The sequence below is a fragment of the Paraburkholderia phymatum genome, assembly GCF_040965635.1.
GTDB classification, from domain to species: domain Bacteria; phylum Pseudomonadota; class Gammaproteobacteria; order Burkholderiales; family Burkholderiaceae; genus Paraburkholderia; species Paraburkholderia phymatum_B.
Genome location: NZ_JBFRCH010000010.1, coordinates 94,076 through 119,615, shown reverse-complemented (window position 1 = coordinate 119,615; position 25,540 = coordinate 94,076). Strand labels below are relative to the sequence as shown.

At 64.8% G+C, this 25,540-nt stretch carries 24 protein-coding genes; 7 read left to right on the top strand and 17 right to left on the bottom strand.

Going from position 1 to position 25,540, the window contains the following annotated elements:
- The first annotated feature begins 34 nt into the window (after window positions 1–34).
- Window positions 35–853, top strand: a complete 819-nt coding sequence (locus tag AB4Y32_RS19520; protein ID WP_439899809.1) for a substrate-binding periplasmic protein — start codon at window positions 35–37, stop codon at window positions 851–853.
- Window positions 850–3,597, top strand: a complete 2,748-nt coding sequence (locus tag AB4Y32_RS19515; RefSeq protein ID WP_368722912.1) for a bifunctional diguanylate cyclase/phosphodiesterase — start codon at window positions 850–852, stop codon at window positions 3,595–3,597. The genes AB4Y32_RS19520 and AB4Y32_RS19515 overlap by 4 nt, the downstream gene beginning before the upstream one ends.
- A gap of 100 nt (window positions 3,598–3,697) precedes the next feature.
- Here AB4Y32_RS19515 and AB4Y32_RS19510 read toward each other — a convergent pair whose 3' ends face one another.
- Both AB4Y32_RS19510 and AB4Y32_RS19505 read right to left on the bottom strand, forming a co-directional pair.
- Entirely contained in the window at window positions 3,698–4,156 is a 459-nt protein-coding gene (locus tag AB4Y32_RS19510) for a DUF2846 domain-containing protein (protein WP_368722911.1), read from the bottom strand.
- Entirely contained in the window at window positions 4,149–4,709 is a 561-nt protein-coding gene (locus AB4Y32_RS19505; protein WP_368722910.1) for a hypothetical protein, read from the bottom strand. The genes AB4Y32_RS19510 and AB4Y32_RS19505 overlap by 8 nt, the downstream gene beginning before the upstream one ends.
- Window positions 4,710–4,759: 50 nt before the next feature.
- On the opposite strand from AB4Y32_RS19505, the gene ltaE reads away from it, so the two are divergent.
- Window positions 4,760–5,764, top strand: a complete 1,005-nt coding sequence (gene ltaE, locus AB4Y32_RS19500; protein ID WP_368722909.1) for a low-specificity L-threonine aldolase — start codon at window positions 4,760–4,762, stop codon at window positions 5,762–5,764.
- A 77-nt stretch (window positions 5,765–5,841) separates the two neighbouring features.
- Here ltaE and AB4Y32_RS19495 read toward each other — a convergent pair whose 3' ends face one another.
- Together AB4Y32_RS19495 and AB4Y32_RS19490 are read right to left on the bottom strand one after the other, a co-directional pair.
- A complete protein-coding gene (locus AB4Y32_RS19495; protein WP_368722986.1) occupies window positions 5,842–7,221 on the bottom strand; it encodes an MFS transporter in 1,380 nt (459 codons plus the stop codon).
- A gap of 393 nt (window positions 7,222–7,614) precedes the next feature.
- Entirely contained in the window at window positions 7,615–7,842 is a 228-nt protein-coding gene (locus AB4Y32_RS19490) for a hypothetical protein (RefSeq protein ID WP_087734815.1), read from the bottom strand.
- A 439-nt stretch (window positions 7,843–8,281) separates the two neighbouring features.
- Between AB4Y32_RS19490 and AB4Y32_RS19485 the strand changes: the two genes are divergently transcribed.
- Window positions 8,282–10,735: a glycogen/starch/alpha-glucan phosphorylase gene (locus AB4Y32_RS19485; protein WP_368722908.1), complete on the top strand. Its 2,454-nt coding sequence runs from the start codon at window positions 8,282–8,284 to the stop codon at window positions 10,733–10,735.
- A 197-nt stretch (window positions 10,736–10,932) separates the two neighbouring features.
- On the opposite strand, the gene AB4Y32_RS19480 is transcribed toward AB4Y32_RS19485, so the two are convergent.
- The 3 genes from AB4Y32_RS19480 to AB4Y32_RS19470 all read right to left on the bottom strand — a co-directional run bounded on the left by AB4Y32_RS19480 (window position 10,933) and on the right by AB4Y32_RS19470 (window position 13,202).
- Window positions 10,933–11,988 carry a hypothetical protein gene (locus AB4Y32_RS19480; RefSeq protein WP_368722985.1) on the bottom strand — a complete coding sequence of 352 codons (1,056 nt, stop codon included), beginning with the start codon at window positions 11,986–11,988 and terminating at the stop codon, window positions 10,933–10,935.
- Window positions 11,989–12,334: 346 nt separating this feature from the next.
- Window positions 12,335–12,679 (bottom strand): hypothetical protein, encoded by a 345-nt coding sequence (locus AB4Y32_RS19475; RefSeq protein ID WP_368722907.1) that lies wholly within the window; start codon window positions 12,677–12,679, stop codon window positions 12,335–12,337.
- A gap of 136 nt (window positions 12,680–12,815) precedes the next feature.
- Complete coding sequence (locus AB4Y32_RS19470) at window positions 12,816–13,202, bottom strand: DUF6232 family protein (RefSeq protein ID WP_368722906.1); 387 nt, start codon at window positions 13,200–13,202, stop codon at window positions 12,816–12,818.
- A gap of 308 nt (window positions 13,203–13,510) precedes the next feature.
- Here AB4Y32_RS19470 and AB4Y32_RS19465 point away from each other — a divergent pair, with 308 nt between their 5' ends.
- On the top strand, window positions 13,511–13,738 hold the full coding sequence (locus AB4Y32_RS19465) for a hypothetical protein (RefSeq protein WP_368722905.1): 228 nt from the start codon (window positions 13,511–13,513) through the stop codon (window positions 13,736–13,738).
- Window positions 13,739–13,869: 131 nt separating this feature from the next.
- On the opposite strand, the gene AB4Y32_RS19460 is transcribed toward AB4Y32_RS19465, so the two are convergent.
- The 10 genes from AB4Y32_RS19460 to phnG form a co-directional block, all read right to left on the bottom strand.
- Window positions 13,870–15,036, bottom strand: coding sequence for a porin (locus AB4Y32_RS19460; RefSeq protein ID WP_368722904.1), 1,167 nt, complete (start codon window positions 15,034–15,036; stop codon window positions 13,870–13,872).
- Window positions 15,037–15,335: 299 nt separating this feature from the next.
- Window positions 15,336–16,451 carry a succinylglutamate desuccinylase/aspartoacylase family protein gene (locus AB4Y32_RS19455; protein ID WP_368722903.1) on the bottom strand — a complete coding sequence of 372 codons (1,116 nt, stop codon included), beginning with the start codon at window positions 16,449–16,451 and terminating at the stop codon, window positions 15,336–15,338.
- A gap of 281 nt (window positions 16,452–16,732) precedes the next feature.
- On the bottom strand, window positions 16,733–17,515 hold the full coding sequence (locus AB4Y32_RS19450; protein WP_368722902.1) for an ABC transporter substrate-binding protein: 783 nt from the start codon (window positions 17,513–17,515) through the stop codon (window positions 16,733–16,735).
- A 420-nt stretch (window positions 17,516–17,935) separates the two neighbouring features.
- Window positions 17,936–19,069 carry an alpha-D-ribose 1-methylphosphonate 5-triphosphate diphosphatase gene (locus tag AB4Y32_RS19445; protein WP_368722901.1) on the bottom strand — a complete coding sequence of 378 codons (1,134 nt, stop codon included), beginning with the start codon at window positions 19,067–19,069 and terminating at the stop codon, window positions 17,936–17,938.
- A gap of 25 nt (window positions 19,070–19,094) precedes the next feature.
- Window positions 19,095–19,850, bottom strand: coding sequence for a phosphonate C-P lyase system protein PhnL (gene phnL / locus AB4Y32_RS19440; RefSeq protein WP_368722900.1), 756 nt, complete (start codon window positions 19,848–19,850; stop codon window positions 19,095–19,097).
- 10 nt (window positions 19,851–19,860) lie between these two features.
- Window positions 19,861–20,631, bottom strand: a complete 771-nt coding sequence (gene phnK / locus AB4Y32_RS19435) for a phosphonate C-P lyase system protein PhnK (RefSeq protein WP_368722899.1) — start codon at window positions 20,629–20,631, stop codon at window positions 19,861–19,863.
- The gene (locus AB4Y32_RS19430) at window positions 20,628–21,548 is read right to left on the bottom strand and encodes an alpha-D-ribose 1-methylphosphonate 5-phosphate C-P-lyase PhnJ (RefSeq protein WP_368722898.1); all 921 of its coding nucleotides are present in this window, start codon (window positions 21,546–21,548) and stop codon (window positions 20,628–20,630) included. The genes phnK and AB4Y32_RS19430 overlap by 4 nt, the downstream gene beginning before the upstream one ends.
- On the bottom strand, window positions 21,545–22,684 hold the full coding sequence (locus AB4Y32_RS19425) for a carbon-phosphorus lyase complex subunit PhnI (RefSeq protein ID WP_368722897.1): 1,140 nt from the start codon (window positions 22,682–22,684) through the stop codon (window positions 21,545–21,547). The genes AB4Y32_RS19430 and AB4Y32_RS19425 overlap by 4 nt, the downstream gene beginning before the upstream one ends.
- The gene (gene phnH, locus AB4Y32_RS19420) at window positions 22,684–23,340 is read right to left on the bottom strand and encodes a phosphonate C-P lyase system protein PhnH (RefSeq protein ID WP_368722896.1); all 657 of its coding nucleotides are present in this window, start codon (window positions 23,338–23,340) and stop codon (window positions 22,684–22,686) included. The genes AB4Y32_RS19425 and phnH overlap by 1 nt, the downstream gene beginning before the upstream one ends.
- Window positions 23,340–23,855 (bottom strand): phosphonate C-P lyase system protein PhnG, encoded by a 516-nt coding sequence (gene phnG / locus AB4Y32_RS19415; protein WP_368722895.1) that lies wholly within the window; start codon window positions 23,853–23,855, stop codon window positions 23,340–23,342. The genes phnH and phnG overlap by 1 nt, the downstream gene beginning before the upstream one ends.
- Before the next feature lie 188 nt (window positions 23,856–24,043).
- Between phnG and phnF the strand changes: the two genes are divergently transcribed.
- Together phnF and AB4Y32_RS19405 are read left to right on the top strand one after the other, a co-directional pair.
- Window positions 24,044–24,802, top strand: coding sequence for a phosphonate metabolism transcriptional regulator PhnF (phnF, locus tag AB4Y32_RS19410; protein ID WP_368722894.1), 759 nt, complete (start codon window positions 24,044–24,046; stop codon window positions 24,800–24,802).
- Window positions 24,799–25,530 (top strand): DUF1045 domain-containing protein, encoded by a 732-nt coding sequence (locus AB4Y32_RS19405; protein WP_368722893.1) that lies wholly within the window; start codon window positions 24,799–24,801, stop codon window positions 25,528–25,530. Before phnF ends, AB4Y32_RS19405 begins: the two co-directional genes overlap by 4 nt.
- Window positions 25,531–25,540 lie beyond the last annotated feature (10 nt).

The window sequence follows — 25,540 nt, the reverse complement described above, 5'->3', positions numbered from 1 at the left end:
AATCCGAACCCGAGCGTCAATAACAGGAGTCACCGTGATCCACCGTGGCCTCATCGGTTTGCTGACCCTGCTCATCGCGATGAGCACCCTGAGCAGCAACGCATTCGCACAAAGCGGCCAAAGCGGCCCCGACTGCTCGCGGCCGTTCACGCTCGCGCTGCACGACCATGGCCTGCTATATTCGCTGGAAACGAACACGGGCATCGACAAGGATTTCGCCGACGAGATGATCCGCCGCAGCGGATGCGAGATCCGCGTCAGCCTGATGTCGCGCGCGCGCATCTGGAAGCTGATCGAATCAGGCGCGCTCGACTTCAGCCTGTCCGGCATCACGAACGAGGAACGCGACGGCTACGCGTCGTTCGCCTGGTACTTCAGCGATAAGTTCTACCTGCTCGTTCGCAAAGATGCAGGCATCCATCAGTTGTCCGATTTCGAACACAACGACCAGTTTCAACTCGGCGTGATACGGAGCTTCCGGTATAGTCAGTCGGCCAACGAACTCGTCGATACGCTCGCCGCGGGCAATCGCGTCAGTCAGGCGGGTGGCCTCGAGCCGCTTTATCAGGCGCTGATGCGCGGCAGCATCCAGGGGATGATCATCGAGCCGTTCGACTATCCGGCGCTGGATGAGAAGCGCATCCGCGACATCACCACGATCATCGAATTCAACGACGCCGCCGTGCCGCACGGCCTCATCATGTCGAAGAAGGCGCTGTCGCCCAAGGAACGGGAGAAGTGGCGCGCGCTTGTCGCATCGATGCGCGCGGACGGCACCGTGCGCCGCATTTTCAGAAAGTATTTCAAACCCGAGCTGGCCGATTCGATGGTCGACTTCACGACACCGAGATGAACCGCGCGCGCCTCATCCTGTTGCCGCTGCTGATTCTCGTGACCGGGCTGGCGATCACCTGGTCCGTATGGGATCACGAGCGACAGGCGGCGAGGCGCGAGCTGCTTTCCGAATTCAACTTCGCGCTGGGCGATTCCGTCAGCCGCATCGAGCAGCGGATGGCGACCTACGAGCAGATGCTGCGCGGCGTGCAAGGCATGTTCGCGGCGCGTGGCTCGCTCGATCTGCAGGCGTTTCACGGCTATCTCGGCGCCGTCAACGCCGACGCGAATTTCTCGGGCGTGCAGGCGATCGGCGTCGTCCAATGGGTGCCCGCCGACAGGCACGACGCGCACATGGCCGACATGCGCGGGCGCTTCGGCCGGCGCTATGCGATCGATCCGCCCGGCGAGCGCGCCGGCTACGCGCCCGTTATCAGCCGCGAGCCGCCGCTCGCCGACGGCGGCTCGCTGCTCGGCTACGATGCGTGGGCCAATCCCGTGCGCCGCCTGGCGATGGAGCGCTCGCGCGATTCGGGGCTCGCCGTGGTGTCGGGCAAGGTGCAGCTCGCATCGGACGCGGGCGCGCCGCCGCTGCCCGGTTTCGTCATGTACCTGCCCATCTACGAGCATGGGCAGCCGCAAGATACCGTCGATGAGCGCCGCGCGCATCTGCTCGGCTGGGTCTATGCGGCGTTCCGCATGCGCGACGTGCTCGCAAGCCTCTATGGCGAACAGCCGCCCGGTCTCTATCTGTCGATCTACGACGGCACGCAGCCGTCGCCGGAGTCACTGCTCTACAGGTCGTCGGAGCCGAAGAGCCGCGAGGTGATCTCGGCGAACGAATATCTCGTCGTGGGCGGCCACGACTGGACGCTGTCGATGACGGCCCAGGACGACTTCAAGGCGCGCTTCGGGCGCAACGCGAAGCTGCTGATCGCCTGCACGGGCACGGGGCTCTCGCTGTTGCTCGCGCTGCTCGCGTGGAGCCTCGCGAGCGGCCGCAGCCGCGCGATGCGGCTCGCTTCGAAGATGACGGCCGAGGTTCGCGAGAGCGAGGCGGAGCTGCGCATCGCCGCCGTCGCGTTCGATTCGCTCGAAGGCATGATGGTCACGGACGCCAAAGGCACGATCCTGCGCGTCAACTCGGCCTTCACGCAATGCACGGGCTACACAGCCGACGAAGTGGTCGGCGAGAACCCGCGCATGCTCGGCTCGGGCCGTCACGATCCCGCGTTCTTCCGCGAGATGTGGGACACCATTCATCGCGTCGGCGGCTGGCAGGGCGAGATATGGGACCGCCGCAAGAACGGCGAAATCTATCCGAAGTGGCTGACGATCACGGCCGTGACCGCGCAGGACGGCCGCGTCACGCATTACGTCGGCACGCACTACGACATCACGGAGCGCAAGCTCGCGGAAGAGCAGATCAAGGAGCTGGCGTTCTTCGACGCGCTCACGCATCTGCCGAACCGCACGCTGCTGCGCGACCGGCTCAAGCAGGTGATCGCGCTGAGCGCGCAGAACCATACGCACGGCGCGCTGCTGTTCGTCGATCTCGACAACTTCAAGACGCTCAACGACACGCTCGGCCACGACAAGGGCGATCTGCTGCTGAGCCAGGTCGCGTACCGGCTGCTGTCGGCCGTGCGCGAAGGCGATACGGTCGCGCGCATGGGCGGCGACGAGTTCGTGATCGTGCTGGGCGACCTGAGCCGCAACCGCGACGACGCAGCGGCCGAAACGGAGGCCGCCGCCGAAAAGGTGCTGGTGGCGCTTTCCAGAACGTACCATCTCGACGGCACGGAGTTCCGCACGACGGCGAGCATCGGCGCGACGCTCTTCACGGGACACGAAACGTCCATTGACGAGCTGCTGAAACAGTCCGACCTCGCGATGTACAAGTCGAAGGAAAGCGGGCGCAACGCGATCTGCTTCTTCGATCCGGCGATGCAGACCGTCGTGATGGAACGCGCGGCGCTGGAGGCAGCGCTGCGCCGGGCAATCGACGAAGACCAGTTGCTCGTGCACTACCAGGCACAGGTATTCAACGCCGATCGCGTGACGGGCGCCGAGGCGCTCGTGCGCTGGCAGCATCCCGAGCACGGGCTGGTTCCGCCCGCCGAGTTCATTCCGCTCGCGGAAGAGACGGGCCTGATTCTCGCGCTCGGCGACAAGGTGCTCGAAATGGCCTGCCGGCAGCTCGCGCAATGGGCGGCGCGCCCAGACAGGGCGCATCTGTCGATCGCCGTCAATGTGAGCGTGCACCAGCTTCGCGAAGGCAACTTCGTCACCAGCGTGCTCGACGTGCTGGCGCGCACGGGCGCCGATCCGAGCCGCCTGAAACTCGAGCTGACGGAAAGCGTGCTGGTCGACAACGTCGAGGACATCATCCGCAAGATGACGTTGCTGCGCGCGAAAGGCGTGGTGTTTTCGCTCGACGACTTCGGCGTCGGCTATTCGTCGCTGTCGTATCTGAAGCGCCTGCCGCTCGGGCAATTGAAGATCGACAGGTCGTTCGTGCGCGACGTGCTCGACGATCCGAACGATGCCGTGATCGCGCGCGCGATCGTCGCGCTCGCGCAAAGCCTCGGGCTGGGCGTGATCGCGGAGGGCGTCGAGACGGAAGCGCAGCGTCGGTTTCTAGCCGATGCGGGGTGTCACGCGTATCAGGGCTATCTGTTCTGCCGTCCGCTTCCCATCGAAGGCTTCGATGCGTTCGCCGATACTTTCGATTCGCGGCAGTGGGCCGTGGCGACACCCTGAAGTCCGTGCGTTTGCTGCGTGCAGCAGATTCACGAAGGCCAGCGGAATGCCGGATGCCGCCGGCCGGTTCGTCGCGCAGCGTTGCTTACTTCGAAGCTGCTTACTTCGAAGCTGCCGTAGTCGGCGTGCCGATGTAGTGCAGGCCTTCGAGGTCCTTGTTGGCTTCCTCCGTCGATTCCAGCGACGGGATGATGCGGCCGACCAGCAGGCCCAGGCCGACGCTCGTCTTCACGTACTTCGTTTCGCCCGCTTCGAGCTTGAACGAGAGCGTCTTCTTGGTTTCGGTGGTGGTCGAGACGACATAGTCGCCTGCCGGCTCGTCGACGTAGAAGAAGCCGCCCGGCTTCGATTTGCCGACAACCTGGTCGTTCAGGTTGATGTCCGGCTGCAGGGCCGCGCCGAACATCGAGTTCGAACGATAGAAATAGATGCGGCCTTGCGATTCCTTGATGGTCGGGATCGACGATGCAACGTCCTTGAATTCGGGGCCGCTGGCGCAGCCCGTTGCCAGCAGTGCCGCTGCCGATGCAGCGATAAGGACTCGGGAAAGCTTAATCATGGAGGGTCTCGGTAGTTATCGATTGTGTGGGATCGAGCGGGGAGAAATGCGATTCGCCGGGCAGATAGAAGCCCACCAGGCGGTCGTTTTTCACCACGAGCCAGGCTTCGTGCACCTGCCGGCCTTCGACGGTGAACACGTCGTTGATCGGCCTGTACGCGAAACCCTGCGGAAGCTCGCCTGCCAGACGCCAGAGCGAACCGCTCGAAATGCGCCGCGAATACCCCGTCGAGAGTCGGACATGCACGGTGTCGACTATCCGTATGCGCTGCTGCTGTGTGGCGGCCATCGGCGTGAACTGAACGCCCTGAACGGGCACTGACGGCGCGCATGCGCACAACGCAACAGAGGCGGCAATCGACGCCAGCAAAATCTTCGTTTTCAAAGCGAGGTCTCTCAGGTGTGTCGGCAACTGCTGTATCGGCCGATGGACGCAAATCTTGAGCGCCGACTGACGACCGCCCGCTGACGGAAGCGATGTACCTGGCCATCCGGCTAACTGCTCATCGCGGGCAGAGTTGATACACTCTGCGGATTCAATCGCGCGCTTCACGCATCGTGCCGTTGTGCGTGAGGCGCTTCGTCATCCACGAGGAAAAGCACATGATCGATTTGCGCAGCGATACCGTGACCCGACCGGGCAAGGACATGCTCGCCGCGATGACAGCCGCCGAAGTCGGCGACGATGTCTGGGGAGACGACCCGACGGTCCAGCGTCTGCAAGCCACCGTCGCCGGGCGCGCCGGCAAGGAGGCAGGGCTGTTCTTCCCGAGCGGCACCCAGAGCAATCTCGCCGCATTGATGGCGCATTGCGCGCGCGGCGACGAATACATCGTCGGGCAGGCCGCGCACACATACAAGTACGAGGGCGGTGGCGCGGCCGTGCTCGGCAGCATCCAGCCGCAGCCGATCGAGAACGCGCTCGACGGCTCGCTTCCCCTCGACAAGATCGCGGCCGCGATCAAGCCCATCGACAATCACTTCGCGCGCACGCGTCTGCTCGCGCTCGAAAACACGATCGGCGGCAAGGTGCTGCTCGCGGGCTATGTCGCCGAAGCCGCGCAGCTTGCGCGCGAACGCGGGCTGTCCACGCATCTCGACGGCGCGCGTGTGTTCAATGCGGCCGTCGCGTCGAAGCTGCCGCTCGATGCGCTGTGCGCGCCGTTCGATACGGTGTCGATCTGCTTTTCGAAGGGGCTCGGCGCGCCCGTGGGTTCAGTGCTGGTCGGAAGCAAGGCGCTGATCGACGTTGCGCATCGCTGGCGCAAGGTGCTGGGCGGCGGCATGCGTCAGGCGGGCCTGCTCGCGGCGGCGTGTCTGTATGCACTCGAGCACAACGTCGAACGTCTCGCCGAAGACCACGACAACGCCGCGCATCTGGCCGCAGGCCTCGCGCAGATCGACCAGGTGAAGGTGCAGTCGCACGCCACCAACATGGTGTTCGCGCGGTTTCCGCAAGAGCATTGCGCGCCGCTCGAAGCGTGGCTCAAGGAACGCGGCATCCTCACGCAGATGCTGTACGCGTCGCGCTTCGTCACGCACATGGACGTGTCGCGTACCGATATCGATACGTTCGTCGCGGCCGTGAAGGGGTATTTCGCGCGTTGATCGGCGCGAGGCGCATTGCCGTCGTGTTGTGCACCGAACGGCGCGCCGTGTTGTCCGCGGCGCACGCGCATTGACGCCTATCGCTCCTTCGCCGCCGTCATGGTCGCGGCCGTCGTCTGCGCGCGATGCGACGGCGCGAAGAGCCGCAAGCCGCTCGCGATGCTGGCCGCGCCGGCGAATACGGCGCCCGTCGCGAGCGACAGCGTCGGGCCATGGCGTCCCGCAATGGTGAAGCTCAGCGCGACAAGGGCAGCACCCGTCGTCTGCCCGATCAGCCTCGACGTCGCGATGATGCCGCTCGCGCCGCCGCTGCGATGAGGCGGCGCGCTCGCCATCAGCGCTTTCAGGTTGGGCGACTGGAAAAAGCCGAAGCCCGCGCCGCAGATCGCCATGCGAATCGTGATGGCGAGCACGGACGGATGCGGCGGCAGCATCGCGAGCGAGGCCATGCCGCCGCATAGGATCGCGAGGCCGATCGCGCCGAGCAGCCCCGGCGGATAGCGGTCCGACAGACGTCCCGCAAAGGGCGCCGCGAGCGCGACGATCACGGGCCACGGCGTCATCAGAAAGCCGGTCTCGACCTGGCTGCGATGCAAAACATCCTCGAAATAGAACGGCAGCGAGACGAACGCGAGTCCTTGCGCGGCGAACGAGCACACGGCCGTCAGCGACGAAAGCGCGAACACGGGCAGCTTGAAGAGATCGACGGGCAGCATCGGCGCGGGGTGGCCGGCTTCGCGGCGCATCAGCAGCGCGCCGAACACGATGGCGACGGCGGCCGCGCCCAGCACGAGCGTCGACGGCGCGCGCTGTGCCGCTTCGCCCAGCGTGAAGATCAGCGCGGCAAACGTGATGACGTTCAACAGCGCCGCGACCCTGTCGAATTGATGCGTGCCGCGCGGCGTGCGCGGCAGTCCCGGCAGCGCGAACGACAGCGCCAGTACGCCGAGCGGCACGTTGACGGCAAAGAGCCACGGCCAGCTGGCGACGGACAGGATCAGCGACGCCACCGTCGGTCCCACGGCGAACGACACACCCACGACCAGCGCGTTCAGCCCCACGCCGCGCCCCAACTGATGCGGCGGGTACATATGCTTGATCAGCGCTGTGTTGACGCTCATGATGGCGGCCGCGCCGAGTCCCTGCACGACGCGGGCGCCCGCGAGCACGGGCAGCGTCGGCGAGAGCGCGCACGCCAGCGAGGCCGCCGTGAACACCGCGATGCCGCAGATGTAGATGCGCCGGTGTTCGACGATATCGCCGAGCGCGGCGAGCGGCAGCAGCGTCGCAACCATCGCAAGCTGATACGCGTTGATGATCCACACGGACGCAGCCGGCTTCGCATGCAGGTTCGCGGCCATCGCGGGCAGCGCGGTGTTGGCGATCGCGGTATCGAGTGATGCGAGCGCGACGGACAGCATGATCGCGGCCAACGCGTAGCGGTGACGGGTGGACATCGGCGCATCGGCGACGCGCGCCGGGTTGGGCATGATCTCGGACAAGGACGGCTCGGCTAAGGGCGGGAATGGCGCAACAGGCGCGCAACACGTGCGCAACCGTGCGCGCCGGGCAGCAGCGGCGCTCGGTGAATGTAGCGATTGTTGCAGAGCCGCGCGGATCGTGCTCGAAGCCGGGCGGAAATGACCTGTGTGAAAGGTGGTTGCAAGGAGGCGCTGGCTTGCGAGATGCGTGTGCGTTACCAGAACCACGCGGCTGCGTGCGCGATGCAACTAACCGCCAAGCCCGCACCGCGCAGATGAGTTTGGGGTGCGATAGCGGCGAACGAGCCGACGCGCGGCGCGATCCCGCGACCAACAGCCCGCCATCCAGCTCCAGCCGGGGTCGCCCGTTCAGCTACACGACGCCAGCAAGATCGACAGCTTGCGGATATGTGCCCTGAATGCTTCCGTCAAGTCACGGTCATGACCGTCGCTCAGATGCGGTGCCTCGGCCAGTTCTACCTGTCCGTGAAACTCGTCGGAAACCTTGCGCCGCGCGTCGGGCGGGAGCGCGCGGATGAGGGACACGATCAGCAGTTCCTGCGCGTGGATCATACCGAGCACGGATTGTGCGTTCATTTCGACCTCCATCGGAGCGCGGCGGCGCGAGCGGCTGTGCAGCGAGACGCAACGAGGCGGAGAGCGGCGCGGCAGGACGATGCTGTCTCCGATCCGCCTTGTTACACATCCATACTAGTGCAAGGATCAGAGCCGTCTGCACCCGCATCGTGCGAAACGCAAAGACGACAGCGGCATGCGGATCGACTCAAGCCGGCGATCACGGAACTGTGCCGCTGTCGCTGGTGTCTGCTTGGGTAGCGGGCGTAATCCTGCACACAATCCCGCATAAAGACGCGGGAAAGCAGTGCACGAACCCAGCGACATAACCCACGGCGGCAGACGCGGGATCACGCAAAATGTCCTACTCTGCTTATTTATCCACCAGACCGGCTCGCGCCGCCCGCGCACCAGACGCATGCAACAAGGCGCGCGCCGCGTCGATTTACCGGAGGTTTCGATGACAGCGGTGGATCTGGAATTCGACCAGCTCAACAGTACCGTCGATGCGCTGCGGCGCTCGATCTCCAACCGCATGATGTACGGCGTCGGCAAGGACGCCGTGACAGCGCGCCCGCAAGACTGGCTGCATGCCGCGGCGCTCGCTGTGCGCGACCGGCTCGTCGCGCGCTGGATGAAAACCACGCGCCTGCAATACGAACAGGATGTGAAGCGCGTGTATTACCTGTCGATGGAATTTCTGATCGGGCGCACGTTCACGAACGCGCTGCTCGCGCTCGGCATCTACGACCAGATGAAGGAAGCGCTGGCGGGCCTCGGCGTCGATATGGAATCGCTGACCGATCTCGAGCCCGATGCGGCGCTCGGCAACGGCGGCCTCGGACGGCTGGCCGCGTGCTTCCTGGATTCGATGGCGACGCTCGGCATTCCGGGCTTCGGCTACGGCATCCGCTACGAATACGGGATGTTCAAGCAGCAGATCGTCGACGGCGAACAGATCGAAACGCCCGACTACTGGCTGCGCGCGGGCAACCCGTGGGAGTTTCCGCGCCCCGAAGTGCAGTACATCGTGCATTTCGGCGGACGCACGGTGCAGCGCAACGGCCACGTCGAGTGGATCGAAACGCAGCACGTGAACGCGATGGCATACGACACCGTGATCCCCGGCTTCGCGACGGGCGCGACGAATACGCTGCGCCTGTGGTCCGCGCGCGCGACGGAGGAGCTCGATCTGTCGGCGTTCAATCAAGGCGACTATCGCCGCGCCGTCGATGCGAAGAACATGTCGGAGAACGTATCGCGCCTGCTGTATCCCGACGACTCGACGCCCGCCGGCCGCGAGTTGCGCTTGCGTCAGGAGTACTTCTTCGTGTCGGCGACGATGCAGGACCTGATCCGCCGCTATCAGCGCACGCACAGCACGTTCGGCCGCTTCGCCGAGAAGGTCGCCGTGCATCTGAACGACACGCACCCCGTGCTCGCGATTCCCGAACTGATGCGTCTGCTCGTCGACGTACATCACGTGCCGTGGGCGAAAGCATGGAAAGACGTGCAGCAGATGTTCTCGTACACGAACCACACGCTGATGCCCGAAGCACTCGAAACGTGGGACGTGGAGACGCTCGCGCGCCTGTTGCCGCGCCACCTCGAAATCATCTTCGAGATCAACGCCGAGTTTCTCAAGCACGTGAGCGAGCATTCGGGCCATGACGTCGACATGATCCGGCGCATTTCGCTCGTCGACGAATACGGGCAGCGGCGCGTGCGGATGGCGCATCTCGCGATCGTCGCGAGCCAGAAGGTGAACGGCGTCTCGAAGTTGCACTCGCAACTGATGACGCGTGATATCTTCGCCGACTTCGCGCGCATGTTCCCCGAGCGCTTCACCAACGTGACGAACGGCGTGACGCCGCGCCGCTGGCTCGCGCAGGCGAGCCCGTCGATGTCGAAGCTGATCGACGATCAGATCGGCACGCACTGGCGGCGCGATCTGTTCGAACTGTCGAAGCTGCGCGATCTGCACAACGACCCGGCGTTCATCGACGCATTCCATGAAGCGAAGCGGCAGAACAAGATGCGTCTGATCCACCGGCTTCAGCAGCACACGAAGATGGCGTTCGATCCCGAAGCGCTCTTCGATCTGCAGGTCAAGCGCATCCACGAATACAAGCGGCAACTGCTGAACGTGCTGCATGTGATCGTGCGCTACAACCGCATTCGCTCGCATCCGGAGCGCGCCTGGGTGCCGCGCGTCGTGATGTTTGCGGGCAAGGCGGCGTCCGCATACCGGATGGCGAAGACGATCATCAAGCTGATCGGCGACGTGGCCCAGAAGGTGAACAATGATCCGCTGATCGGCGACAAGCTCAAGGTCGTGTTCGTGCCGAACTACGGCGTGAGCGTGGCCGAGCTGATCATTCCCGCCGCCGATCTGTCCGAGCAGATTTCGATGGCGGGCACGGAAGCGTCGGGCACGGGCAACATGAAGCTTGCGCTGAACGGCGCGCTGACGATCGGCACGATGGACGGCGCGAACATCGAGATCAGCGATGCCGTCGGCCGCGAGAACATCTTCATCTTCGGGCATACGGCCGATCAGGTCGACGATCTGCGCGCGATGGGGTATCGGCCGCGCGAGATCTACGAGCACGACCCGGAACTGAGGGTGGCGCTCGATCAGATCCGCACGGGGTTCTTCTCGCCGGATGATCCGCTGCGCTTCTCGGATATCTTCCACACGCTCGTCGATTGGGGCGACCACTACATGGTGCTCGCCGATTTCGCGGCGTTTGCGAAGGCGCAGGAAGAGGTCGACCGACGCTACGTCGACCGGCGCGGCTGGACGTCGAGCGCGATCGAAAACGTCGCGGGCATGGGGCAGTTCTCGTCGGACCGCACGATCGCCGAGTATGCGCGCGATATCTGGAACGTGAAGCCCCTGGAGACCGAGTGATCGTCGGCTCGTTCGACTCGTTCGACGATTGAAAAAGCCGCCGCGCGATTCGTCATCGCGCGGCGGCTTTTATGTTGGCTTCGTATGTTGGCTTCGTATGTTGGCTTCGTATGTTGGCTTCGTATGTTGGCTTCGTTGTTGGCTTCGTTGTTGGCTTCGTTGTTGGCTTCGTTGGCCTCGGTCGAAGCGCGCGTGTTTCAGCCGCCCACCCGTTCGATCTCTTTCGACGCGCGCAAGCCGAGCTTGCCATTGGTGAAATCGAACAGCACGTCGATGCTCTGCAGCGACATCAGCCCGATTACGATGCGGTTCGCGCCCGGCGCGGCTTTCACGATGGCCGTTTGCGCATCGTTGAAGCGATGCGCCCAGTCGCCGACGCCGAGCACCACGTCGTAGTTGCCTTGCGCGAATGCCTTGTGCTCGTCGGTATCGCCGGCCCAGTCGGGGGCCTTGTCGGTTTCGACGCGGATCATGTCCGTGCCGCCCGTCGAAAAGACGACAGGCGCGCAAAAGCGCATCTTGCTGGCCACTTGCACGCAGCCCGTCGGCCATTGCGTCGAGCCGTCCTTCGCAACCGTGAACGGCACGAGCGTGAAGCCTTTGGTCAGCGCATTCGACGGACTCAGCACGAGAAACGGCCGATTGAGGTTCGAGCGCACCAAATAGCGTTGACCAATGTTCGCGGGCAGTGCGCGCAGCGGCTGCGTGCAGCAGGCGTCGCGCGGCTCGTCGGCGCCGATGCCCAGGATGCCCGAGAACGCCCAGCCGAATTCGCCCGTGTAGCCGTCCTGCGCGACGCAGTGCTTATTAGTCTTCAGACAGCTGACTTCGTCGACGGCTTGCGCGGCGACATCGACGGGCTTCGTGCCCGCGATGCTCAGCGGCACGTTGACGACGGCGCCGGAAACCTGCGCGTCCGTCGCGAAGGCGAGCGAGGTCCGCGCGCCCGCTGCCGGATAGTTCGAGCGCGGCAGGACGGACGACAGCACACGCACGCCGCGCGTGCCCGTATCGAGCATCAGATAGACGGCCTTGCCGTCCATCTGCACGGGCAGTCCGATCGACGTGCGGCCGTGCGTGTCGCTGCGTTCGGTGTTGAGTGGAACGAGCAGGCCGTCGCGTCCTTCGTTGATGAGGCTTGCTTTCAGCTCGGGCGGAACGGGCGTCGAGATCGGCGCGGAGCAGGCCGCGAGCGCGAGCACGGTCAGCGCGCCGGCAAGGCCGGTCATGCGCCGGAAGAGATGAACGGACAACGAGGCAAACAGCGAGGCAACCGACCTCAGAGCGAACAGCGGGGCAAACAGCGGGACAAACAGCGAGGCAAACAGCGAGGCAAACAGCAGGGCAAACATCGGGACAGGCATCGCACACACCTTGCAGAAAATGCGTGATCCCGGCGACAGCCACGCTCCGCAGGGCAGGCGTGGCGCTTCAGGTTTCGGCGAACGCGGACGGATGGACGGCTCCCATTCGCGACGCGCGGTTGGCCTGGCGCGAGGGCACGCGAGATGACAGGACCGCCGACTCTACGCGCGCGGTCTGGGTCACCTGCAAAAAAGTGTGTGCGTGGCGCGGTATCGCCCGTTCGTTGCGCGGCGTTCAGTGGTGCTGTGCGTTCGAATGCGTGACGTGGACGGCGTGCACGCGTCCAATGGTGGCGCGGCGCAGCGCGCCCGCGAGTGCGCCGACCACGTCGCCGACGCTGCGCGCCATCACATCGACGCGAAAGGTGATGCACTCGTTGCGTTTGTCGAGGTCGATCGCGAAGAGACGCGAGCCTTCGCCGAGCGCTTTGCGCAATGCGCGGCGGCCCGACGCCGACGAGGTGCCGGGCACGGTCACGTCGATCGTCACGAGGGACAACGCCGGTTGCTGCGCGAGCTTCGTGGCCGGCGTGCAGCGGGAAGCGGCACGCGATGAAGCGAGGATGGGTTGCGATTGCATCGTCGATGCGCCGCCGCGAAATTGGCGGCGCGGCTGTTGAGACGCGTCCACTGTAGCGGGCGGCGTCTCAAGCTCGTGAAAAAGGAACCGCGCGCGCCGTCAATTTTCCGTAAAGACGGCGCGCCTGCTTGGCCCGTCAGCTTTTCTGCGCGGGTGCGGCGAGCGCCTCGCGGACCGTCTGCGCGACGTGCTCGACGAACGGCAGGTCGATGCTCGACAACGCTTCGCGTTCGGCGTCGCCTGTCTGGACCATCAGGCGATACGTGACGTCCTGCGTGCGCCACGTGAGCCAGCCGACCACGATCAGCATCACGCCGCACACGATGCCGGCCGGCGACGCATAGATGCCGCCCGCAACCGCGCCCGCTGCGCCGATCAGCGAAATCGCGTACGGCAGCACCTTGTTCTTGTGCACGGTGACGACGCGCACGTTCTGGATATCGCGCAACGGAAAGACCTGGCCCGCCGCCGACAAGGCATTGCGCGTGACCGAGACGCCGCGTTCATTGAATGGAATTTCCATCTTCACAGGTTCAGGCTGAGGGAAAGGGCGCAGCGTAGCAGATCGCGCGGCGGACCGGTTGGCACGCCACGTCAGGGAACAGGCATTGCGGCGTTGGGTCGCGGCCGCTTCGATGACGGGCGTTCGACGCACGGCAGCGCGCCGCTTGCGTAAGCGTTCATGTACGCATCGCGGCAGGAATTCCCGCATGCCCATAAAATCACTGCGCGCCGGCTTAAAGGCTGGCGAGGCAGGCGCAGTGCTTTTTGAACGTAGCTGGCGCGGCGTGGGATGTTTCCACATGGCCGCGCCTGAAGGATGTAGCCGGGATGGAAGAAGTTTTCGTATCGAGATCGAGCGCGGTCGCACGCATTCTGACCGCGCGACAGGCGCTGCTGAAGGATTCGGATGACGCCCATGGGTTGACTGCGGGCGAAAAGGCAGCGCAGGTCGAACGGCTCGACCGGTTGCTCTTCGACGTGCGCGCGGGCCGCACGTGGGACTTCATCATGCCGACGCCGAACGGCGAGATACGGATATTCGTGACGCAGGATTAGCGCAGCGCGATAGAAGGCAGCAGGGGAAGTGGCGAATCAGAAAAAGAAAACGCCCGCAAGCGGAGCGTTCGCCATCCATTCCGTCTGCGCGAAAGCGAAGCGCGCAACGGCGCCTCGCTTCGCGAGACAGCTTAGAACTTGTGGCGCATGCCGACGCGGAACGCCAGCTGGTTCTGCGAACCCGAACCCGACGTGTTGAAGTACGACGTCGACGAACCGATCTGAGCCTGGATCGGCGTGGTGCCCGTCTTGCCCGATGCGTCCTGGTAGATGGCGAGCGCGTAGACATCGGTGCGCTTCGACAGTGCGTAGTCGACGCTTGCGTCCACCTGGTTGAAGTGGCCATGCGTCGCGCCCGTCAGTTGCGAGTACGTGTAGCCGAGGCCGCCTGCCAGCGCCGGCGTGAACGCGTACTTGACGCCGCCTTCATAGTTGTTGAACGTCGTCGAACCGCCCGTGAGAGGCTCGAAGTGCGTGTTCGTCCACAGTGCGTAGAGGGTCGCCGGTCCGATGATGTAGCGGCCGCCGAGGCCGAACGTGCGCAGGTCGCGCACGGTGCCCGTGGGGACGTTTGCGATCGTCGTCGAGAAGGCGGGGGTTGCCTGGCTCGGGAAGCGGATGTCCGTGTACGCCGCGCCGAGGCCGATCGGGCCGTTTGCGTAGTTCACACCGAAGCTGTATGCGCGCGACGAGCCAGCGACGGGATTAGCCGCCGTGCCCGTTGCCGGAGCGCCGGCGAACGACGTCGAGTTCGAGAAGCCGTACATCGCGCCGAACGTGAGGCCCGCAAAGTTCGCGCTGCTAAACTTGACTGCGTTGTTGATACGGCTCGACGTCAGCTGGTCGACGTCGTTGATGTGGTAAGCGTAGTTGCCGGCAACCGTCAGGCCGCCCGTCGAATAGTTGCCGCCCAGGTAGTCGGTCGAGAACGAGTATTGACGACCGAACGTCAGCGAGCCGATGCCGTCCTTCGACACACCGACGTACGCCTGGCGGCCGAACAGCGCGCCGCCTTGGCCGGACGTGCCGTTGCCGCTGTTGAAGCCGCTTTCCAGTACGAACAGTGCCTTCAGGCCGCCGCCCAGGTCTTCCGAGCCGCGCAGGCCCCAACGGCTGCCTTGCGCAACGCCGTCGTCATACTTGAACAGCTTTTCCGAGCCGCCTGATGCCGTCTTCGAGTGATTCGCGTAGCTGATACCAGCGTCGATCAGGCCATACAACGTGACGCTGCTTTGTGCGTGTGCGGAGCCTGCAAATGCCGAGGCGAGTAGAGCGGTGGTAATGATCTTCTTGTTCAAAAGCTTTCTCCGGTTTTTAAAGGTGCAATCGCGAGCCTGGCTCTCCGGCAGGTCGCGCGACGGGCGGAAATTTATAGGGAGCAAGAGAAAGCAATATGACAGTAAATATTTCTAGTGAATTTGTCGTACAAATGCGACAGATGATCATTCGCGTATGAATGGCTTGTACGCGAACCTGTGCATATGCGCTGTGCCGCGCCGCTGACAGACGCAGAAGCGCTTCAGGTGCTGCAAACAGAATCGCCCGCGCGAGGCGGGCGATTCGTTGTGAAGCGAAGCGGCGCTCGCCGCAGGCATCGTTATGCCGACAGCAATTGCCCCGTGCGGTATGCCTTCGCGCCCGCGATGCGCGCGATCTCCATCCCGGCCTGGGCAAAGCGCGACAGATGGCGCGCGTACATCACACCTGCCACATTCGTCTTGAGCGTGACGACGCGGTTCGTCAGCGGATCGACGATATCGGCGATGGGCTCGCCCGCCTCGACCCACTTGCCCACATCCTGGCGATACACGACGACGCCGCTTGCGGGCGTCACGATCGGCTCGGTGCCCGCGAGCGGCGTCGCGGCGAATTCGAGCGGCGGCAGCGGCGCCGCTTCGCCCGCGATCACGCCGCGATGCGTCAGGTACTCGACGATGCCTTGCGCGTCGTGCTCGGCGAACTCGTATGAGACGTCGCGCTGGCTGCGCAACTCGACCGTCACGGAAATCGAGCCGTTCGGAATCGGAAAGCGGTCGCCGACGCGCGTGCGCAGCTCGGACCAGCAGAAGCTGTGAATCTCGTCGAACGGATTGCCGACGGAATCGACTGCGAGCAGCGACGCCTTCGAATCCAGATAGCGCGCGAGCGGCTCGACGTCGGGCCACAGGTCCGGGTTCGTGTACAGATGCAGCGCCGCTTCCCAGTCGCAATGCAGGTCGAGCACGATGTCCGCGTCATACGACAGTTGTTGCAGCGCGAGACGCTGCGATTCGATTTCGGTGCGCGGCTTTTGCGCGTCGAGTGCTTCGCGCATCGCCTGACGGACGATCGCGCGGTTCTCGTCCGCGTCGCCCGTCAGACGCGCTTCGATCACGGGCTCGATCAGGTCGAACAGGTTGTAGAAGTTGCGGTTGAAGTTCTGCGCGGTGTTCGTTTCGAAGCGGCCGGCGAGCAGGCCGAGCACATGCTGGTTCAGCCCGATCGGATTCGCGACGGGCACGACGACGACTTCGCCGCGCAGCTTGCCCGCGGCTTCGAGCGCTTCGAGCTTGCGGCGCAGCGCCCACGACACCAGCATGCCGGGCAGCTCGTCAGCGTGCAGCGACGACTGGATGTAGACTTTCTGGCCGCCGCCCGGACCGTAGTGGAAGCTCGTCAGGCTGCGAGCGGTGCCGAGGGTCGGGGAAATCAGCGGATGATTGTGGGTTTGCATGATCGATGTGGCGCTGCGGATGACGCGCAGCGCGCGCTGTAGTTGCAAAGGAATGAGGCTTTAAAAACGGTGGCGCATACAACGAATCAACGAATCGCGCCGATGAACCGTTCGATCTTAGCCCATTTGGGCGGCGCGGGCGAACGCCCCGCCTTCGGGCCGGGCGGCCAGGCCTTCCTTGGGCCTTGCCTGAGCCAAAAAGCGAAACGGGCTCCGAAGGGAGCCCGTTTGCGTAGCGTCGCGAGGCGCGGCGTTGCGCGCCTCGCGCGATCAGGCGACGATCAGCTGCCGTACACGTCGAAGTCGAAGTACTTCTTCTCGATCTTCTTGTACGTGCCGTCCTTGATGATGTCGGCGATCGCCTTGTCGACCTTCGCCTTCAGGTCGGTGTCTTCCTTACGCATGCCGATGCCGGCGCCTTCGCCGAGGATCTTCTTGTCTACGAGATCCTTGCCGACGAACTGGAAGCCCGCGCCGCGCGGCGTCTTCAGGAAGCCGATCTCAGCCTGCACGGCGTCTTGCAGCGCAGCGTCCAGACGGCCCGAGATCAGGTCGGCGTAGACCTGGTCCTGGTTCTGGTACGGCACGACCTTCGCGCCCTTCGGCTCCCAGTAGGTCTTAGCGTACGTCTCCTGGATCGTGCCCTGTTCGACGCCGACCGACTTGCCCGACAGCGATTCCGCCGTCGGCAGGATGTTCGAGCCCTTCTTCGCGACGAGGCGCGTCGGCGTGTTGAACAGCTTCGACGAGAAAGCGATCTGTTCGGCGCGTTGCGGCGTCATCGACATCGACGACAGCACGCCGTCGAACTTCTTCGCCTTCAGAGCCGGGATCATGCCGTCGAAGTCGTTCTCGACCCACACGCACTTCGCCTTCAGGCGCGCGCAGATTTCGTTGCCGAGATCGACGTCGAAGCCGACCAGCTTGCCGTCGGAGCCCTTCGATTCAAACGGCGGATAGCTGGCGTCGACGCCGAAACGGATGGTGGTCCAGTCTTTTGCGTGTGCGCCGATCGAAACGGTGGCGAGCAGGGCAACCGTCAAAGCCGCAAGCAGTTTTTTCACTGATGTACTCCCGGGAGTGGTTCGAAGTGTCCCGCATGCGGTCGTGCCGCTGCGCGACGATGCCCGGCCATTGTGTCCGGGCTTGTCTAATGGCCGCTGGCCAGCCGCCAGCAGCGCGCGCCAAGCTTAACAAATCAAAATATTTGTGGTGCTAGTGAAACACCGGATGGCACAGGAGTATTGCCTCTAAAGGGCGGTTTTGTGATATGGGGCAAGAAGACGGATTGAAAGCAAATCGACAGCCGCCGATGGGCGGCCGCAAGGCGGCAGGGCGCCTTTGATGGAAGCGTTTGCCGCTCATGCGGAGGTGCGGCAAACGCTTTTCGGTCAGTGCTTTCGATCAGCGATTCGAACAGGCCGAACCGGGCCGGATGGCCCGTCCAGAGGACGTATCGAGCAGGGCGTATCGAGTAGCGCGCATCAAACGATCCGCGCGCCCGCGCGATATGTTGCGCGCGGCACGGGCAATGCATCGAGCATCGTCACGCGGACGAAATCCGCGCGCAGCCCGATTTCGATCGCGCCGCGGTCATGCAGGCCGGCCGTGCGCGCCGGTTCCGCCGACACGGTCGCCATCGCTTGCGGCAGCGTCCAGCCGGCCTTGTCCACAAGCTCGAAGGCGGCCGTCAGCAGGCTCGACGGCACGTAATCGGACGACAGGATGTCGAGCAGCCCCGCCTTCGCCAGCTCCAGCGCCGACACGTTGCCCGAGTGCGAGCCGCCGCGCACGATGTTCGGTGCGCCCATGATCGTCGCGATGCCGTGACGGTGGGCGGCCTCCGCGGCGACGCGCGTGGTCGGGAATTCGGCGAGCACGATGCCTTCGTCGGCGGCCTGCTGCACGTGCTCGACGAGCGTGTCGTCGTGGCTCGCGACGGGCAAGCCCAGCGCCTTGCAGCGCTCGACGATCTCGCGGCGATGCTGGTCCGCAAAGCGCTGCTGTTCGTCTTCGAGCGCAACGAGCGTCGCGGCCACGTGTTCGTCCGTCATCTTGCCGTGGCGCTCCTGGAAGCGGCGCCATTGCTCGCGGTCGTGCCATTGGCGCTGGCCGGGCGTGTGATCCATCACGGAAGCGAGACGCAGCAGCGGATGGTCCTTCAGCGTATCGAACACCTCGACGACATCGGGCGTCGCGATCTCGCAGCGCAGATGCAGGAAGTGCTCGGCGCGCAGCAGCTTGCGCTCCGAAAAGCGGTGCAGCGCCTGCGCGCAACGCGTCTGCGTGTCGCGGCCGCGCAAGCCGACGTTCGAGCGCGAGCCGATCGCGAGCGCATCGAACACCGTCGTGATGCCGGCGGCCGCCACCTGCGCGTCGTGGATCACGAACGCGGCATCCGTATTCCATTCGACGCCAGGACGCGGCACCAGATGCTTCTCGAGATTGTCCGTATGCAGTTCGATGAGGCCCGGCAACAGGTAGTCGCCGTCCCAGTCCTGGGCGTCGGAGGCGGACGTCGTGCCGCGCGCGACGTCGCGAATCACGCCGTCTTCGACCCGCACGACGCCGTTGAAGACTTCGTCCCGCGTCACGACGCGAGCGTTCTTGATCAACATCTGGATGCTCCGTATCTGATCGTTATCAGTGTAGTGCCGGCGTGTGACGCAACGGTGGACGCAGTTCGAGCCGTCGCGTGGCGACTTTCGCGCGCGTATCTTCGTCGTGGAAGATGCCGACGATGGCCGCGCCGCGCTCGCGCGCTTCGACGATCAGGTCCGCGACGATGTCGCGGTTCTCCGCATCGAGCGAAGCCGTTGGTTCGTCGAGCAGCAGCACGGGATGTTCCGCGATCAGGCCGCGCGCGATATTCACACGCTGCTGCTCGCCGCCCGAAAACGTCGCGGGCGCGAGCGGCCACAAACGCTCAGGCACATTGAGCCGCGCGAGCAATGCGGCGGCGCGCTCGTGCGCTTCGTTTTCATCGACGCCGCGCGAGACGAGCGGCTCGGCGACGAGATCGAGCGCGCTTACACGCGGAATCACGCGCAGGAACTGGCTCACGTAGCCGACTACGCTGCGCCGCAAATACAGCACGTCGCGCGGCTCGGCGCCCGTGATCCGCACGTGCTTCGCTTCGTGTGCTTCGTCGCGGATCGCGATCGTGCCCGTGCTCGCCAGATAGTTGCCGTACAGGCAGCGCAGGAACGTGCTCTTGCCCGCGCCCGACGGCCCGACCAGCACGACGCACTCGCCGCGCCCGACGTCGAGCGATACGCCCGCGAGCGCTTCGATCTGCACGCCGCCCTGGCCGTGCAGCGTGAACGTCTTGCCGATTTTGACGGCGCGCAGCATCAGCGCATTGTTGTCGACGAACGATGTTTCGATTGACGTTGTCATCGCCAGGACCTCAAACGGGAAGAACGGAAGAGACGAGCGTCTGCGTGTACGGGTGCTGCGGATCGTCGAGCACCTGGTCGGTGAGACCCGCTTCGACCACTTCGCCGCCTTGCATCACCATCAGCCGATGCGCGAGCAGGCGCGCGACGCCGATATCGTGCGTGACGATCAGCACGGACAGATGCAGCGTCGACGTCAGCGTGCGCAGCAGGTCGAGCAGACGTGCCTGCACGGATACGTCGAGACCCGCCGTGGGCTCGTCCATGAACACGAGCCGCGGGCCCGTCACCAGATTGCGCGCGATTTGCAGACGCTGCTGCATGCCGCCCGAAAACGCCGACGGCAATTCGTCGATACGTGTTGCGTCGAGCTCGACGCGCGACATCCACTGCGTTGCCGTATCGCGGATCTGGCCATAGTGGCGCGCGCCGACGGCCATCAACGGCTCGCCGATATTCGCGCCCGCCGACACGCCGCTGCGCAAGCCATCGCGCGGATTCTGCTGCACGAAGCCCCACTCGGTGCGCATCAGCAGACGCTTGCGCGGCTCCGACAATTCGAGCAGATCGAGTGTTTCGCCGTGTGCGCTCGCGTAGTGCAGCGTGCCTGCATCGGCGGACGTGCGCAGCGCGAGCGTGTTCAGCAGCGTCGATTTGCCCGAGCCCGATTCGCCGACGATGCACAGCACTTCGCCCGGATGCAGATCGAAGCTGACGTTGCGGCAACCGTTGCGGCCGCCATATTGTTTGGTGAGCGCGCGTGCGCTCAGAAGCGGCGTCATGCGCTTTCTCCTTCGTTGTGTTCCCCGCTTTGTTCGATCTCTTGCTGTTCGCGGCGCTCGTGGCAATAGTCGCTGTCCGAGCAGACGAACATGCGCTTGCCCGCATCGTCGACAATCATTTCATCGAGGAAGCTCTCCGTCGATGCGCACAGTGCGCACGCATGCTCCCAACGCTGCACCTCGAACGGGTGATCGTCGAAATCGAGGCTTTTTACGGGCGTGTACGGCGGAATCGCATGGATGCGCCGCTCGCGTCCCGCGCCGAACAGTTGCAGCGCGGGGTTCATGTGCATCTTCGGGTTGTCGTACTTCGGGATCGGCGACGGCGACGCGAGATAGCGTCCGTTGACGATCACGGGGTAGTCGTACGTCGTCGCGATGCTGCCGTGATGCACGATGTCCTCGTACAGCTTCACGCTGATGAGCCCGTAGTCGGCGAGCGCATGCAGCTTCTTGCACTCGGCCACGCGCGGCTCGAGCCGGAAGAGCGGCTCGGGCATCGGCACCTGATAGACGAGAATCTGCTTGTCGGTGAGCGGCGTCTCGGGAATGCGGTGACGCGTCTGCACGATGGTCGCCTCGCACGTCTTGCGGGTCGTGCTCACGCCCGTCGTGCGCGCGAAGAAGCGGCGGATGTTGACGGCGTTCGTCGTTTCGTCGGAACCCTGGTCGATCACTTTCAGCGTGTCGTCACGCCCAATGATCGATGCCGTAACCTGAATGCCGCCCGTGCCCCAGCCGAACGGCAGCGGCATTTCGCGTGACGCGAACGGCACCTGATAGCCCGGCACGGCCACCGCCTTCAAAAGCGCGCGGCGGATCATGCGCTTGGTCTGTTCGTCGAGATATGCGAAGTTGTAGCCCTCGGCGGCGCTGTCGTGCGCCGAAGCTTGCATCGTCGTGTCGGGCGCATTCATGCCGCTTGCTCCTCTTTGTCCTCTTTGTCGTTCTGGTCGCTGTCGTCGCGCTGATCGCGTGTCGCGTGTTTCGCGCGCAGGCGGCGCACGAGTTCGAGTTCGGCCTGGAAGTCGACGTAATGCGGCAGCTTCAGATGCTGCACGAAGCCGGATGCCTCGACGTTATCGCTATGCGACAGCATGAATTCGACGTCCTGCGTCGGCGAGCCGAGCGTTTCGCCGAGTTCTTCGGCGCGCAGCGCGCGGTCGACCAAAGCCATCGCCATCGCCTTGCGCTCGGAATGGCCGAACGCGAGACCGTAGCCTTGCGTGAAGGTGGGCGGCACTTGGCTGCTGCCCGCGAACTGGTTGATCATCTGGCATTCCGTCACGTCGATTTCGCCGATCTCGACGGCCTCGCCGAGTTCGTCGAGTTCCATCTCGACGGCCACCGTGCCGAAGCGGATCTCGCCCGCGAACGGATGCGAGTGCGCGTAGCCGCGCTGGGTCGCGTAACCCATCGCGAGCAGAAAGCCTTCGTCGCCGCGCGCGAGGTTTTGCAGGCGCGTCGCACGGCTCGCGGGAAACGACAGCGGTTCGCGCGACAGATCGCCGGGTTCGGGCGCGCCTTCGGACATGCGTTCCTGTTCGATCAGGCCTTCCTTGTCGAGCAGCGAGACGACGCGCGGCATCGCTTCCTCGCTCGCGCTTTCGCTGCGCTTCGCGGGCGCGGCGGCATCGCCGTCGCCTTCTGCGAGCAAAGTGAAATCGAGCAGACGCTGCGTGTAGTCATACGTCGCGCCGAGCATCTGGCCGCCGGGCACGTCCTTGAACGTCGCGGAGATGCGCCGCTCGATATGCATGTCTTCCGTATCGACGGGCTGCGTGTAGCCGAAGCGCGGCAGCGTCGTGCGATAGGCGCGCAGCAGGAAGATCGCTTCGACGAGATCGCCGGCTGCCTGCTTGATCGCGAGCGCGGCAAGCTCTTCGTCGTAGACCGAGCCTTCCGTCATTACGCGCGCGACGGCGAGGCGCAATTGCGAACGGATCTGCGCGACGCTCAGTTCGGCGAACTGCGTATCGCCGCGGCGCGCCTTGTCGAGCAGACGCCACGATGCTTCGATCGCGCGTTCTCCACCTTTGACGGCAACGTACATTAGTTCAGCTCCACTCGGGTTGTGCGCGGCAGGCCGATCAGCGTGTCGCCGCAGACGAGATAACAGTCGATGCCGCACGGAAAGAGCGGCGCGAGTTCGGCGCGCTCGCGCCAGAAACGCGCGGGCAGGCCGGAAGGCGCGATCGTGTGCGTGTCTTCGATGCCGGGACCGCGCAACGTGAGGGGCGTGCCCCCCGTCGACGAATTCAGCGAATCGACGCGCACGAGCAGCGTCACCGATTGCTCCGGCGTTTCGGGCGCGCCGAGCGCGAAACTCGTGAGCGGCGGCAGCGTGCTCGCATCGTGCACATAGGCGAACGCAGCCTCTTGCGGTTCGTCGACGAGCGGCGCGCCCGTATGAAAGCGCAACGCCGAGCCGAGCACGGCATCGGGCTGCGAGAGCCATACGGGCGTCGAGTAGTCGCACAGCGCGAGCAGCGCGGCGAAAGCGGCGAGATCGGCGCGCGCGTGCGGCAGGTTGTTGCGCGCGTCGCTGCGCGAAGCGGGCAGCACGTTGTCGATGGTGCCGATCTTGCCCGGACGCGACAGCGCGTCGAGCAGCGTGCGGAACACCGTCTGCGTATCGTGGACGGGATCGGCGAAGCCCGGCGTCAGCATGGAGAGCGCGATCTGCGCGGATTGCGGGGAAGGGTTCATCAGTCGCCTCGGACCATCGTGAAGAACTCGACGCGCGTCGATGCGGCGTCCTGTTGACGTTGCGCGCGTTTCGCCGCGAGTTGCGTAGCGAGCGGCGCGATCAGCTGTTGCTGCAGACGTTCGTGATGCTGCGGCGTTTGCAGCAATGCGTCTGCGATAGCAGCGAGTTCGGCGCGGCGGCGGTCGCGTCCCAGATGACACGCGACGCCGACGGTTGCGCTTTCATCCGCATCGTCGTTGATCGCGCGCAGACGCAGCGTGGCGCGCGTGACAGTTGCTTCGCCTAGATTGAACGCATCACCCGTGCCGCCGATGCGCCCGCGCACCATCGCGAGCCCGATCTCGGGCAGACGCAGCCAGTCGAAAGCAGGGAACGGCGTGCCTTGCATCGCGCGGGTCAAGGCGGCTTCGAGATCGGCGCGCGACGCGCGGGCGAGGACGGCCATCCATGCGCGGCGCGCGGCGTTGGCAGAGGCAGGGAAAGCGGTGGCAGGAGGAGAAGCGGGGGCGCTCATCGGGATTTCCTGGAAGTGGACGGTCGGTAGCAAGTGCAGACATTTGAGCATCTATTCGTCTAAACGTCTAGACGTTTAGAGCTAAAATGTCGCTGTCTCGTGACAGAAGGCGCGTTTCATATTTCCGCCACGGCTTGCGGACTACAATGCACAGAACGCCTATTTGAACGGAAGGGAATGACAGCACCATGACATCGAACGACGACGCGGCGCCGGGCACGATGCTCGAACGGGGAGCGGGCGTTGCCGTGTGGCGGCAGATCGAGCAGATCCTCGCGAAGGAGATCGCGGCAAGCGGCTTCGGCGAGGACGGTCGTCTGCCGAGCGAAGGCGAGCTTGCGCGGCGCTTCGACGTGAACCGCCATACGATTCGCCGCGCGATGCTGGGTCTCGCCGCGCAAGGACTCGTCAGCGTCGAGCAGGGACGCGGCACGTTCGTGCAGCCGGGCGCCATCGACTATACGATCGGCCGCCGCACGCGCTTTACCGAGAACCTGCGGCAGCAGCATCATTCGGCGGCGGGCACGATGCTGTCGGCGGCGCGCGTGAAGGCCGATCCCACCGTCGCGAAAGCGCTGGGCCTGCGCGCGGGCGCGTCCGTGTATCGCATCGAGTCGCTGCATGAAGCGGACGGCGTGCCGCTCACGTTCGCACGCAACTTCTACCCGGCCGCGCGTTTCGCTGATCTGCCCGACGTGCTGGAACGCGTGGGCGGCATCACGAAGGCGATGGCCGAATATGGCGTGAACGATTATCTGCGCAAGTGGAGCCGTATCGGCAGCGTGCTGCCCGAGCCGGAAGTCGCGCGGCGTCTCGGCATCAACCGGCAGCAGCCGGTGCTGTGGGTCGAAAACGTCGACGTCGATACGGAAGGCGCGCCGATCAAATACGGCTTCACGCACTTCGCCGCCGACCGCGTGCAATTGATGGTCGAGCACGACATATGAGCGCGGCCACGGTGAATGCCTGGTCCGCGCAGGCACGCTTCGCAATCTATTACGCGCCGGCGCGCGCGTCGGGTTGGTGGGATGCGGGCTCCGCGTGGCTCGGTCGCGATGCCGAAAGCGGCGCTTCGTTCGATCCGCAAGAAGCGCCCGCTCTATCCGAACCGCTTGCGCAGCTGACGGCATCGCCGCGCCGTTATGGCTGGCACGGCACGCTCGTCGCGCCGTTCCGTCTTGCCGATGGCGCGACCGTTGCCGATCTGCTCGAAGCCGCCGAAAACTGGGCGCACACACAGAGGCCGTTCGCATTGCACGTCGAAGCGGCGACGTTGGGCGACTTCGTGGCGATGCGTCCCGCGACGCCATCGGGCGACGAACGCATGCGCGCGCTCGCCGCCGATGCGCTGCGCACGTTCGCGCCGCTGCGCGAGAAGCCGTCCGCCGCCGACACCGCGAAGCGCATGCAGGCGCCGCTGACGGAACGCCAGCGCGAACTGCTCGTCGAATGGGGATATCCGTATGTGCTCGACGAGTTTCGTTTCCACATGACGCTGTCCAACTCGCTCGACAATGCCGCCGATCGTGCCGCGATCGTCGGATGGTGGCATCGCGAGGCGCAGCGTCTCGGGCCGCTGTCAATCGACGGCGCAGCGATCTTCGTCGAGCCTGCGCCCGGCGAGCCGTTCATGCTGTGGCAGCGGCTCGCATTTACGGCAGAACACAAGGAGTGAATGAAGGAGT

Excerpts from the sequence above, each read along its gene's own strand:
- AB4Y32_RS19445 (WP_368722901.1), bottom strand. The coding sequence starts at position 19,069 with ATGTTGATCAAGAACGCTCGCGTCGTGACGCGGGACGAAGTCTTCAAC.
- AB4Y32_RS19455 (WP_368722903.1), bottom strand. The coding sequence starts at position 16,451 with ATGCAAACCCACAATCATCCGCTGATTTCCCCGACCCTCGGCACCGCT.
- phnK (WP_368722899.1), bottom strand. The coding sequence starts at position 20,631 with ATGACGCCGCTTCTGAGCGCACGCGCGCTCACCAAACAATATGGCGGC.
- AB4Y32_RS19425 (WP_368722897.1), bottom strand. The coding sequence starts at position 22,684 with ATGTACGTTGCCGTCAAAGGTGGAGAACGCGCGATCGAAGCATCGTGG.
- phnF (WP_368722894.1), top strand. The coding sequence starts at position 24,044 with ATGACATCGAACGACGACGCGGCGCCGGGCACGATGCTCGAACGGGGA.
- AB4Y32_RS19495 (WP_368722986.1), bottom strand. The coding sequence starts at position 7,221 with ATGTCCACCCGTCACCGCTACGCGTTGGCCGCGATCATGCTGTCCGTC.
- AB4Y32_RS19490 (WP_087734815.1), bottom strand. The coding sequence starts at position 7,842 with ATGAACGCACAATCCGTGCTCGGTATGATCCACGCGCAGGAACTGCTG.
- AB4Y32_RS19515 (WP_368722912.1), top strand. The coding sequence starts at position 850 with ATGAACCGCGCGCGCCTCATCCTGTTGCCGCTGCTGATTCTCGTGACC.
- AB4Y32_RS19510 (WP_368722911.1), bottom strand. The coding sequence starts at position 4,156 with ATGATTAAGCTTTCCCGAGTCCTTATCGCTGCATCGGCAGCGGCACTG.
- AB4Y32_RS19475 (WP_368722907.1), bottom strand. The coding sequence starts at position 12,679 with ATGCAATCGCAACCCATCCTCGCTTCATCGCGTGCCGCTTCCCGCTGC.
- AB4Y32_RS19485 (WP_368722908.1), top strand. The coding sequence starts at position 8,282 with ATGACAGCGGTGGATCTGGAATTCGACCAGCTCAACAGTACCGTCGAT.
- AB4Y32_RS19470 (WP_368722906.1), bottom strand. The coding sequence starts at position 13,202 with ATGGAAATTCCATTCAATGAACGCGGCGTCTCGGTCACGCGCAATGCC.
- phnL (WP_368722900.1), bottom strand. The coding sequence starts at position 19,850 with ATGACAACGTCAATCGAAACATCGTTCGTCGACAACAATGCGCTGATG.
- phnH (WP_368722896.1), bottom strand. The coding sequence starts at position 23,340 with ATGAACCCTTCCCCGCAATCCGCGCAGATCGCGCTCTCCATGCTGACG.
- phnG (WP_368722895.1), bottom strand. The coding sequence starts at position 23,855 with ATGAGCGCCCCCGCTTCTCCTCCTGCCACCGCTTTCCCTGCCTCTGCC.
- AB4Y32_RS19430 (WP_368722898.1), bottom strand. The coding sequence starts at position 21,548 with ATGAATGCGCCCGACACGACGATGCAAGCTTCGGCGCACGACAGCGCC.
- ltaE (WP_368722909.1), top strand. The coding sequence starts at position 4,760 with ATGATCGATTTGCGCAGCGATACCGTGACCCGACCGGGCAAGGACATG.
- AB4Y32_RS19405 (WP_368722893.1), top strand. The coding sequence starts at position 24,799 with ATGAGCGCGGCCACGGTGAATGCCTGGTCCGCGCAGGCACGCTTCGCA.
- AB4Y32_RS19465 (WP_368722905.1), top strand. The coding sequence starts at position 13,511 with ATGGAAGAAGTTTTCGTATCGAGATCGAGCGCGGTCGCACGCATTCTG.